This is a genomic window from Eubacterium sp. AF17-7, from assembly GCF_003461285.1.
Taxonomy (GTDB): domain Bacteria; phylum Bacillota; class Clostridia; order Lachnospirales; family Lachnospiraceae; genus Eubacterium_U; species Eubacterium_U album.
Genome location: NZ_QTWU01000021.1, coordinates 26,498 through 38,677, shown reverse-complemented (window position 1 = coordinate 38,677; position 12,180 = coordinate 26,498). Strand labels below are relative to the sequence as shown.

Sequence of the window (12,180 nt, the reverse complement as noted above, 5' to 3'; positions counted from 1 at the left end):
GGCCTATTAATTATATTTAAATATTAATTTACAGAAAAACTTTCACACTCTCGCTATTTTTATTATATAAAGATGTTTTGGTCGAAAGCTAAGTAACATAAAAACTCCCATCAACAATAAAAACGATTTTAGTAAAAATATCTATAAAAATCATTAAAAAACAGTAAAATTTTGATATTTTATCTAAAAATATTCTATTTTTTTTAGGGACTATAAAATTTATAATAAATTTAGTCAATAAGACAGGGAAAAAAACAACAATATTAACAAACAGGAGGAATATTTAATGAGAAAGTCAAAATTATTAACAGTTTTAGTAGCCGCAGTGCTCGGAGTATCAATGGTAGGTTGTGGAACATCTGGCGGAGGCTCAAGCAGCTCAGGTTCAGCAAGTTCAGTGGCAAATAAGGATAAACCATTATGTTGGTTTAACCGTCAGCCATCAAACAGCTCAACAGGTGAACTTGATACAACAGCACTTAATTTCAACAAAGATACATATTATGTAGGATTTGATGCTAACCAGGGTGCAGAACTTCAGGGACAGATGGTACTTGATTACATTAAGAAGAACATCGATAAAATTGATAGAAACGGAGATGGAGTAATCGGTTATGTTCTTGCAATCGGAGATATCGGACATAACGATTCAATCGCTCGTACATGTGGTGTTCGTTCAGCACTTGGAACAGCAGTTGAAAAAGCGGGAAGCGTTGATTCATCACCAGCAGGAACAAATGTTGATGGAACATCAAAGGCTGTAAAGGATGCAACTTTAGAGGTTAACGGAAAGACATACACAATCAGAGAATTAGCATCACAGGAAATGAAGAACTCAGCAGGAGCAACATGGGATGCAGCAACAGCAGGAAATGCAATTGGAACATGGACAGCTTCATTCGGAAAGCAGATTGATGTAGTTGTTTCAAATAACGATGGTATGGGAATGTCAATGTTTAATGCATGGGCTAAAGATAACAAGGTTCCAACATTTGGATACGATGCAAATAGTGATGCAGTAGCAGCTATAGCAGAAGGATACGGCGGAACAATTTCACAGCATGCAGATGTTCAGGCATATCTTACACTTAGAGTTCTTCGTAACGCACTTGATGGTGTAGATATTGATACAGGTATAGGAACACCTGATGATGCAGGTAACTGCCTCACAAAGGATGAAGATTACAGATACAGTGAAGAAGAAAGATCATATTACGCATTAAACGTTGCTGTAACAGCAGATAACTATAAAGACTTTACAGATTCAACAAAGATTTATGACAAAGTTTCAAATCAGCTTGATTCAGGCAAGAGCGCAGAAAAGAAAGTATGGCTTAACATTTACAATGCATCAGATAACTTCCTTAGTTCAACATATCAGCCATTACTTGAAAAATACGATGATCTTCTTAACCTTAAAGTAGATTACATCGGTGGTGACGGACAGACAGAATCAAATATTACTAACCGTTTAGGTAACCCAAGCGAATATGACGCATTTGCAATTAACATGGTTAAAACAGATAATGCAGCTTCATATACATCAATTCTTTCAAAATAGAATTGTAAGTTTGGATAATTTAATAAGAAGGGTGGCAGATAAAGCCTCCCTTCTTTAAAAAAGAAAGAGGAAGTGTAGATATGGTGGAAGATAAGAATGAATACATCTTGTCGATTAATGGCATGAGTAAATCATTCGGCCGAAATAAGGTTCTGAAACATATTAATTTAAATGTTAAACCGGGATCAATAATGGGCCTTATGGGTGAAAATGGAGCAGGCAAATCGACAATGATGAAGTGTCTCTTCGGAACTTACCAAAAGGACGAAGGAACTATAATATTAGATGGCAGGGAAGTTAATTTTTCCGGACCTAAAGACGCACTTGAAAATGGAGTTGCTATGGTTCATCAGGAACTTAATCAGTGTCTCGAAAGAAGCGTTGTTGACAACCTGTTTTTAGGCAGATATCCTAAGAACTCATTAGGCGTGGTTGACGAAGGTAGAATGAAAAAAGAAGCTTCCGATTTATTTAGAAAATTAGGAATTACAGTTAATATGACACAGCCAATGAAGAAAATGTCTGTATCACAGAGACAGATGTGTGAAATTGCAAAGGCTATATCATATAACTCGAAAGTAATAGTACTTGACGAACCAACATCATCATTAACAGCACCTGAAGTAGAAAAGCTGTTTAAAATGATGAGACAGTTAAAGAGTCAGGGAATTTCATTAATATATATTTCACATAAGATGGATGAAATATTTGAAATATGTGATCAAATTTCAGTTTTACGAGATGGAAGTCTGGTAATGACAAAGGACAGTAAAGATACAAACATGAATGAACTTATATCAGCAATGGTTGGTCGTTCTCTTGATAACAGATTCCCACCTGTAGATAATGAACCGGGAGAAGTAATTTTCTCAGTTGAAAACTTGTCTACTAAGTATGCACCGAAACTTCAAAATATTTCATTTGACATAAGAAAAGGTGAAATATTTGGATTTTATGGATTAGTAGGAGCCGGTCGAACAGAACTCCTTGAAACTATATTTGGTATGAGAACAAGAGCAGCCGGTAATGTAATTTATGATGGAAAGATAATGAATTTTTCATCGCCTAAAGATGCCATGGATCATGGATTTGCTTTGATAACAGAAGAAAGAAAAGCGAATGGTCTTTTCCTTAAGGGTGACATTACATTTAATACAACGATTGCAAATATGAACCATTACAAGAGAGGCATTGCATTGTCAAAGGATGATATGGTTCGTGCAACTGCAGAAGAAATAAAGGTAATGCATACTAAATGTATGGGACCTGATGATATGATTTCAAATCTTTCAGGAGGAAATCAGCAGAAAGCCATATTTGGTAAATGGCTTGAACGTTCACCAAATGTATTTATGATGGATGACCCTACAAGAGGTATTGATGTTGGTGCAAAATACGAAATTTATGAACTGATAATTAACATGGCAAAGCAGGGAAAAACAATAATAGTTGTTTCATCTGAAATGCCTGAGATTTTAGGAATTACAAATCGTATTGGTGTTATGTCTAACGGACATCTTGCAGGAATAGTTAATACAAAAGAAACAAATCAGGAAGAATTATTAAGACTTAGTGCTAAATATTTGTAGAAGAGAGGAGTATTTGATATGGCAGAAAAAGGCGTTATTCTTTCAGCTGAGGAAGAAGAAAAACTTCTTAAGCCGATAGATGAATATGTAGGTAAAATACAAAGTCAGATTGACGAATTACGCGCAGATGGTTCTGATAAAGTCAGAAGTTTAAAGAATCATATTGCTATCGTAAAAGAAAATAAAAATTTAACTAAAGAAGAAAAAGCAAGAATTATTGAAAGTGATAAGAAGGCTTTAGAACAGGCAAAAGCAGTTGAAAATTCAAATAAAGATAAGGTATCAAAACTTATTGCCCAGGCTGAAGATTATCTTTCAAAGAATTACAACAGCCAATATTACAATAGAGTAGTAGCTAGTTGTGAAAGCGAAAAAATTGATGAAAAAAACAAGTATGAAAAGACTTGCGCTGAATTGAAGACAGAACATGAAAATGCTTTAAGCAAATTGTCTGATTCAGATGAAATTAAAGATGAAAAATATGTATATAAAAATAAATTGTATGATTCAAAAATGACTCACGAGTCAAAGTGTCAGGAAATTAAAGATAGAAAACATGATGCATTTATGCATAAGTATCATTTAATTGATTTATTGCGTACATCAAAATATACATTTGCTCAGAAAACAGAGCAGCGAATTGAAAATTATAAATATACTTTCAACTTGTCACAGTTCCTATATAAAAATGGTTTGTATATTGTTATCATTTTGATATTTATTGGGTTATGCGCAATTACTCCGGTTGTTAAAAATACTCAACTCCTTACATACACAAATATACTTAACATTTTACAGCAGGCATCACCTAGAATGTTCCTTGCCCTCGGTGTTGCAGGCTTAATCCTTTTGACAGGAACTGACCTCTCGGTTGGTCGTATGGTTGGTATGGGTATGGTTGCATCAACAATCATAATGCATAACGGCATAAACACAGGTGGCGTATTTGGACATATATTTGATTTTTCAAATATGGCTCCGAGCGCAAGAGCAATTTTAGCTTTAGTTGTTTGTATAATCCTTACAACATGTTTTGCAATGATAGCCGGATTCTTTATGGCTAAGTTCAAAATGCATCCGTTCATATCAACTATGGCCAACATGCTTATTATATTTGGTCTTGTAACTTACGCAACAAAGGGTGTTTCATTTGGTGCAATCGATGCAGCAATTCCAAATATATTTATTCCTCAGATTGGAGGATTCCCAACAATTATTTTATGGGCAATAGTTGCAATAGCAGTTGTTTGGTTCATTTGGAATAAGACAACTTTTGGAAAGAATTTATTCGCAGTAGGTGGAAACCCGGAAGCAGCAGCAGTTTCAGGTATTTCAGTATTCAAAGTAACAATGGGAGCTTTCATTCTTGCAGGTATCCTTTATGGATTTGGTTCATGGCTTGAATGTAACAGAATGGTTGGTTCAGGTAGTGCAGCTTATGGACAAGGATGGGATATGGATGCTATCGCAGCCTGCGTAGTAGGTGGTGTTTCATTTACAGGTGGTATTGGTAAGATTTCAGGTGTTGTAACAGGTGTTCTTATATTTACATCTCTTACATACTCACTTACAATCCTTGGTATTGATACAAACCTTCAGTTCATTTTCGAAGGTATCATCATTCTTGCAGCAGTTACTCTTGACTGTCTCAAGTATGTACAGAAGAAATAAAATAATGAAAAATATGTCATACGGATTGTTTATTATAATACAAACTCCCACAATCCTGACATGTTAATAAATATTTTAATCATACGTTCAAAAAGTCGTTCTGATTATCTATAGGATAATGGGAACGGCTTTTGTCGTAACAAAAATGTTGACTTTTATATAAAATATTTTATTAGAATAGATTATTTGTTATAATAAATTGACAAAAGATAAACGGAAAAAATAAAATTAAAAGAGGTCGATTTTCTATTAAATATATGAAGATTGCCTGAGAAAAATATTGCATTAAATTTAGAGTGAGATAAGGAAAGTATTATGGATAAATATAAAGTTATCCTGGTTGACGATGAGGCAGAAGTTATTGATGTTATTGAACAAAAAATAGCGTGGAATGAGTTAGGCTTTGAAGTTGTCGGAAGTGCAACAAATGGAGTAAAGGCATTAGAACTTGTCGAAAAAACTCAACCGGATGTTGTTATTACAGATATTAAAATGCCATATATGGATGGACTTGAGTTGTCCAAAAGGCTTAATGATGATTATAGAAATATTCACATAATTATATTTACCGGATTTGACGAATTTGAATATGCAAAAGAGGCAGTTCATCTTGAAGTTGAAGAATATATGTTAAAACCGATAAATTCTGACGAATTAACTGAATGTTTAAAGAGAGTAAAAAACTCACTAGATTTGGAAAGAGAAGAAAAATTAAATGTTCAAAAACTTGAAAATTATTTTAATGATGTACTCCCAATTCTTCAGACAAATTTGTTTGTTTCGTTGATTGAAGGAAGAGTTGATGAAGAAGAATATGTAAAATTTGTCGATTCCTATAAAATAGATTTAAAGGGCCCGTTCTATTGTTGTGTGGTTTTCCATACATCTACACATCATGTTCCTGAAAATATGGAACCCTTGCTATTATCAATGTCTGTAGAAAGAGAAATAAAGGAAAGAATTGCGAAAAAATTTAATTGCAAAGAATTTATTTATTTGGGGAATACAGTACTAATTGTTGAATTAAGCTCTAAAGAAAAAATGGTAGAGTTTACGGATATTTGTGATAAATTCTGCAAATGGGTTAACAGAGTTATTGGTGCTGTTGTTACAGCAGGTATAGGAAGAGTATGTGATAACATATTAAACATAAACAATTCTTATGAAGGAGCAAGAGAAGCAGTATCATACAGAGTTTTATATGGAACAAACAGGGCAATTAATATTGAAGAAATTGCACCTAACGAGCAGAACATGACTTTACAGTCAGAAGATTCTAAAATGCATGATTTGTTTAAAGCGATATATTTAGGAGACAACAAATCAATAGAAGATGCGGTTAGTAAAGAAATTGAAAAATTACATAAAAATGCAAATACTGTAAGTCAGTATAATTTAGTGATTATGGAAATGGTAGGGGCATTTTATAGATTTTGTGCCAATAATTTTATAGATTTTAATGACTTTTTAGGAGATATAAATAATCCTTACGAAAGGGTGCCTCAGATGGACGAAAGCACTTTGAAAAACTGGCTTATTAAATGTTCATTAGGAGTAAGTGAAAAATTAAAAAGTGTTCGAAACAGTAAATCCAGAAGTTTGGTTAATGATGCACAAAATATAGTAACAGACAGGTATATGGAACCTGATTTATCACTGGATAAAGTATGCTCTATAATGGGAGTATCAAATTCTTACTTTTCATCTGTATTTAAGAAAGAAGTAGGTAAATCATTTGTTACATATCTTACAGATTACAGAATGGATATCGCAGCCGGATTGATACTTGATACAAATGAAAAAAGCTATAAAATAGCTGAGCAGGTAGGATATTTAGATGCAAATTATTTTAGCTATGTGTTTAAGAAGAAATTCGGAGTATCTCCATCAAAGTACAGAAATGAGAGATTAAATAAATAATATAAAACAACGTGTAGCATGAAACAATCCGTAGTCATCAAAATCGGGGCTTTTGCCCCAAACATCATAATATATACAGGGAATATGGGAAGATTGAATAAAGTTAAAAAAAAAGAAAGCAAAAATGTAAAAATAAAAAGATTTCGAAGCTGGTTTCACCGTGGCGAATTTATTAGATTAGACATTCAATCTATTATCATGGCGGTCTTTACAACGTTAACAATAGTGACAACTATTGTTATGGGAATGCTTATTTATAATAGATTTAAAATTTCAAATAAAGAAACTTTAATATCAAGTACACAGGGAATTATAGACAGTATAGTAGATAAAATGGACTCTGACTTATTAAATATAAGACAGATTTCAAATGCTGCAAATTACAATATAGTTCAGCAATATGATGTTTCGAGTCAGGAGTTTAACAGACAGTTTAGTTTATTGTATGAAATTAATTCAGATAAGATTCAAAGTATGGCACTATATGACAATTCCGGAAATCTGATAGCATCAGAGCCTATAGCATCTGAAAAAGATAATGTTGATGTTAAAAGTCAGAGTTGGTTTAGTATGGCTAAAAGTGAAATTGAAAATATTCATTTTTCTATTCCTCATATACAGAATCTGTTTGAAGATGGTGCTTATAAATATTATCGGGTTGTGTCGCTGAGCCGTTCGGTGGATGTAAATGATGGGGAAAAGCCGGTAAGTGGAGTACTACTGGTGGATATGAAATATTCAATCATTGAAGAAACTTTAGATAGAATCAATAAAGATTCAAATGGAATTTATTATTATTTATGCGATTCAGATGGACAAATTATCTATCATCCTAGAATAACTGAGATAGACAGGGGTATTTTTAAGGAAAATAATAATAAAATGGCAAAATGTGAAGAAGGAATACATGAATTAGAGTTTAATGGACATAAAAATAATTATATAATAAGCAGTATTTCATACACAGGATGGAAGGTAGTAGGTGTAATTCCGGACAAGGTACAGACAGTGAGTATAAAGCAATTCAGGTATTATATAATTACGACTGTAATTATTTTAGTGATGATGCTTCTTGAGGTAAACAGAATTATATCAAGAAAAATATCAAGACCAATACTTAACCTGAATGAATCTGTTAAGGCGTATGAAGCAGGTGGAAAAAATGATATTTATATAGGTGGTTCATCGGAAATAAGACATTTAGGATATTCAGTGCGAAAATCATATGAACAGATAGAAGAGTTAATGCAGGAAATAATCAGGCAGCAGACTGAACTAAGAAAAAGCGAAATGGATGCATTGCAAAGTCAGATTAATCCGCATTTCTTATACAATACGCTCGAATCAATTACGTGGATGGTTGAGGCAAATAAAAATAAAGAAGCTGTGTTTATGATATCAGAACTTGCTAAGTTATTGCGTATAAGTTTGTCTAAAGGAAGAACAATCATAAAGATATCTGATGAAATACAACACAGCAGAAGCTATATGAATATACAGATGGCAAGATATAAAGAACGATTCAAAATCAGATTTGAAATAGATGATGAAATTAATGACTATTGTATTGTGAAACTTGTTATTCAGCCATTGTTAGAGAATGCTATATATTATGGTGTAGGAAATATGGATATAGATGATGACGGTGAAATAATTGTCAGAGGTAAAAAGATAGATAATGAAATCTTTATAACCGTTGAAGACAATGGAATGGGAATGAGAGAAGAAGAGGTTGAAAATATTCTTAAGGATAATAATAAAACACCTAAACATGGTTCAGGAGTTGGTGTCATAAACGTTCATTCAAGAATTAAGCTAATGTTTGGCAATGAATATGGATTAAGTGTAGAAAGTGAAGCTGACGAAGGAACAAAGGTTACAATTCATATACCTGCAATTCCATATAATGAAAGTAATCTCACAAATTTAGAAAAACAAAATGTAGAAAGGAAGGTTGAAAATGAAAAAAAATAAAATAGCCTTTCTTATTGCAGAAATATTACTTTGTGTTATGGCAATATTTTTTATTACTAAAATATTTGACCAGAATACTCCTGAAAAAAAAGTGGCAGTAATTATACCAAATTCAGGAGATAAAAATTGGGAGGCACTTATTAAAGGGCTAAAAGATTCAGCTAAGGCAAATGAAATACATTTAATAATATGTAACACAGATGATATTGAGGAAGTAGAAGATGAAATCGAATTAATAAATGAGCAGAAGCAAAATAATATAGATGGGTTTATTATTTGCCCTGCACCAGGAAGCGATACGAGAACACAATTAAAAAATGTATGCGGCAAAATACCATTCATGTTAATTACAGAAGATGTTTTTGTGAGTGGGAATGGTGGTGAATCAGGCTATCCGGTAATAAAACCTAATCACTACAATATCGGATATGAGATAGGAAAAAGACTGATAGCAGATTCAGGCGAAAAAGAAAATAAGAAAGCAGGCATTGTTTTTGCCCAGTATGCGAAAGAAGAAACCATTGACAAGTACAAAGGATTTTGTGATGCCATAGAAGGAACTAACATAGATATAGGTTGGACATATAATGGTAAAATGGAGCAGGATATTTGTGATATTGTAAATGGCAAGGATAAAGTAGATTATTTAGTTATTATGGATAATTATTCTTTAGATGACTTAGGCGAAAAAAGTGATAATGGAATATATAACGGAGCACAGATATATGGTATTGGAAATAGTATGAAATCATTAAATTTGCTTCAGCATGGCAATGTAAAATGTCTTATTATTCCTGATGGATATGAGATTGGATACAATAGTGTAAAAGAAATAAGTAAGAAAATTAATAATTCATTTTACACTATGAAAGGCTATGATGTTGAGTCAAAAGAACTTTATCAAAATGATTTATTTTCTAATGAAATAGAAAGGTTTTTGTATTCTTATGAATAAAAGAATTGTTAGTTTAATAATGGTATTTGTATTGATTTGCAATTTTACAGGATGTCAGAAAAAAGAAAAAAATTTGGATAAAACACTTAGGGTAGGTGTTGTAACATACACGCAGGATGATCCATTCATAAATGCAATGACACAGGAACTTAAAGATAATCTAAAGTCAATGGAAAATGATAATTTTAGAATAATAGTGTCTGAAAAAAATGGAGATGATAGTCAGCGTGATCAGGATGAAGTTGTTGAGGAAATGATTGATGCAGGTTGCGATATAATGTGTGTTAATTTAGTTGACAGAACAGCTCCGGGTAAAATTATTAAACTGGCAAGACAGAATAATATTCCAATTATTTTCTTTAACAGAGAACCGGTAAAAGAGGATTTGATGCAATGGAACAAATTATATTATGTTGGGTGTGATGCAGAACAGTCAGGAGTAATGCAGGGACAGATTGCAGCAGATTATATAAAAGCGAATAAAAATGTAGATAAAAATAATGATGGAAAAATACAATATGTTTTGCTAGAGGGTGAGGCCGGACATCAGGATGCAATAAGCAGAACAGACAGTTCAGTAAAAACAATTATTAATAATGGAATTAATTTGGAAAAACTTAGTTACCAATTTGCTGATTGGAATAGAGGACGGGCAGAAAATAGAACGACACAGCTAATAAATCAGTATGGTAACAATATAGAAATGATTATTTCAAATAATGATGAGATGGCGCTTGGTGCAGTGGAAGCTTATAAAAAATCAGGTTATGGCGAGGATGAATGGCCTATTATATGTGGAATAGATGGACTTAATGATGCATTAATTGCAGTAAAAGAAGGTCAAATGCAGGGAACTGTGTACAATGATAAGGAAGACCAGTCTATGGAAATAGCAAAATTAGTTGTGGATATTTTTAAAGGAAATGATTTGAAAAAACACAACCTGGATAGTGGGAAATATTATGTATCCCAATATAAAAAAGTTGATATTAATAATGTAGATGATTTTATAAGTAGATAATAAATATGGAGAAAAACGGAAATATGCAGAATACATGGATAGAAGAATTTTATAATGAAACAAATGCAGACAACAGACTTAGAATATTAAATGATAATAAAGATAATAGTGAACTTGATTCATTTAGAGAAAAATTATGGATTGCAAGATATGGAAAAAGGAAACCTAAAAAAGATAAATTTGTTGGATACCTCATGGAAATGAAATATTTATCTGAGGGTAATTCTGTAGATATTAGTGGAAGCAAAAGAAAGCAGTTGTATGAAATAATTAATGGCTTATGTTTATTGAATTCAGATGAAATACAGGATGAAAAGCGTGAAATTTTGTTTTTGGAACTTAAAAATGTATTTTTTAAATTTATAGAAGTAAGTAAAAATGGAAGAGGATTTACGTCAGCAGTTTTTGGAATGGGACAGTTATCAGATGAAGGAATAGCAAAAAAAATCGCTGAACAAATAAGTGCGATTGCATTTTCCACTCCACATGCATTTAATTTAGATAAAGAATTTTCTATTTTACAAAAAGCCGCATTGGTAGCATACAGAGAAAAGTATCCTAACAGAGAACATTTTCTTACTAAATAATTTTGAAAGTGTGGAATAATATAAAATTTTATAGTGTTAAATAGCAAATAAAAATGAAGTTAGAAGAAAAAAGAAAAAGTTTAAGAATAATCATAAAGAGGAAAAAGATAATGAGAACAAGACAGGAAGCAGTAGAATTTGGTTTGACATTTAAAGATACATATGTAGAAACACCATTTAGAGATGCTAACTGGCAGCTTGTAAGAGTAAAGAAAAGCAAGAAGGCATTTTTATGGATATATGAAAGAGATGGATTTATCAACTTAAATATAAAAGTTAACCCTGAATGGAGAGATTTTTGGAGAGAAACCTATAAATCTGTAATTCCCGGATATCATCAAAATAAAGAACATTGGAGTACAATAATTCTTGATGGAACTGTTCCCGAAAAAGAAATAAAGAGAATGATATCTGAAAGTTATGATATTATCACAGACAGCCCGACAAAAAGAATTTATGAGGCGGTTAAGAAAATCCCAAAAGGTCATGTGGCAACTTACGGAAGAATTGCAGAAATGGCAGGCGAACCTAAAATGGCAAGAGCAGTTGGAAATGCACTTCATAAAAATCCGGACCCGGATAATATTCCATGTTTTCGTGTAGTTAATTCTAAAGGAGAATTGGCAGGAGAGTTTGCTTTTGGTGGAAAAGGAGCTCAGGCAAAATTACTTGAAGCCGATGGGGTTGAAGTAGTAAATGGAAAAGTTGATTTAAAGAAGTATGGAATATAGGGTATTTAAAGTAGTATAGGTATATGGGCATTTATAAAAGTATGGAAAATGGAGATTAAAAAAAGTATTGAATATAAGGGACAAAAGAGTAGGGAATATTTTTATCTTCATACTCTCTGCAAAGGCTGTCGGGGCGCCGTATTCGTCCCATAGGTTCAGTATAATTATAAG

General features: G+C 32.4%; 9 protein-coding genes. All 9 read left to right on the top strand.

What is annotated here, in order from left to right:
• The first annotated feature begins 286 nt into the window (after positions 1-286).
• The gene (locus tag DWW96_RS13130) at positions 287-1,561 is read left to right on the top strand and encodes a substrate-binding domain-containing protein (protein WP_117910732.1); all 1,275 of its coding nucleotides are present in this window, start codon (positions 287-289) and stop codon (positions 1,559-1,561) included.
• Between the two features lie 80 nt (positions 1,562-1,641).
• On the top strand, positions 1,642-3,150 hold the full coding sequence (locus tag DWW96_RS13125) for a sugar ABC transporter ATP-binding protein (RefSeq protein WP_022088107.1): 1,509 nt from the start codon (positions 1,642-1,644) through the stop codon (positions 3,148-3,150).
• A gap of 18 nt (positions 3,151-3,168) precedes the next feature.
• Complete coding sequence (locus DWW96_RS13120) at positions 3,169-4,821, top strand: galactoside ABC transporter permease (protein WP_117910731.1); 1,653 nt, start codon at positions 3,169-3,171, stop codon at positions 4,819-4,821.
• A 315-nt stretch (positions 4,822-5,136) separates the two neighbouring features.
• Positions 5,137-6,741 carry a response regulator gene (locus DWW96_RS13115; protein WP_022088105.1) on the top strand — a complete coding sequence of 535 codons (1,605 nt, stop codon included), beginning with the start codon at positions 5,137-5,139 and terminating at the stop codon, positions 6,739-6,741.
• 84 nt (positions 6,742-6,825) lie between these two features.
• Positions 6,826-8,715 carry a sensor histidine kinase gene (locus DWW96_RS13110; RefSeq protein WP_117910730.1) on the top strand — a complete coding sequence of 630 codons (1,890 nt, stop codon included), beginning with the start codon at positions 6,826-6,828 and terminating at the stop codon, positions 8,713-8,715.
• Positions 8,702-9,670: a substrate-binding domain-containing protein gene (locus DWW96_RS13105; RefSeq protein ID WP_117910729.1), complete on the top strand. Its 969-nt coding sequence runs from the start codon at positions 8,702-8,704 to the stop codon at positions 9,668-9,670. The genes DWW96_RS13110 and DWW96_RS13105 overlap by 14 nt, the downstream gene beginning before the upstream one ends.
• Entirely contained in the window at positions 9,663-10,691 is a 1,029-nt protein-coding gene (locus tag DWW96_RS13100; protein ID WP_117910728.1) for a galactose ABC transporter substrate-binding protein, read from the top strand. Before DWW96_RS13105 ends, DWW96_RS13100 begins: the two co-directional genes overlap by 8 nt.
• 23 nt (positions 10,692-10,714) lie before the next feature.
• Positions 10,715-11,278 (top strand): DUF6553 family protein, encoded by a 564-nt coding sequence (locus DWW96_RS13095; RefSeq protein WP_117910727.1) that lies wholly within the window; start codon positions 10,715-10,717, stop codon positions 11,276-11,278.
• 110 nt (positions 11,279-11,388) lie between these two features.
• The gene (locus DWW96_RS13090) at positions 11,389-12,009 is read left to right on the top strand and encodes a methylated-DNA--[protein]-cysteine S-methyltransferase (protein WP_117910733.1); all 621 of its coding nucleotides are present in this window, start codon (positions 11,389-11,391) and stop codon (positions 12,007-12,009) included.
• Positions 12,010-12,180 lie beyond the last annotated feature (171 nt).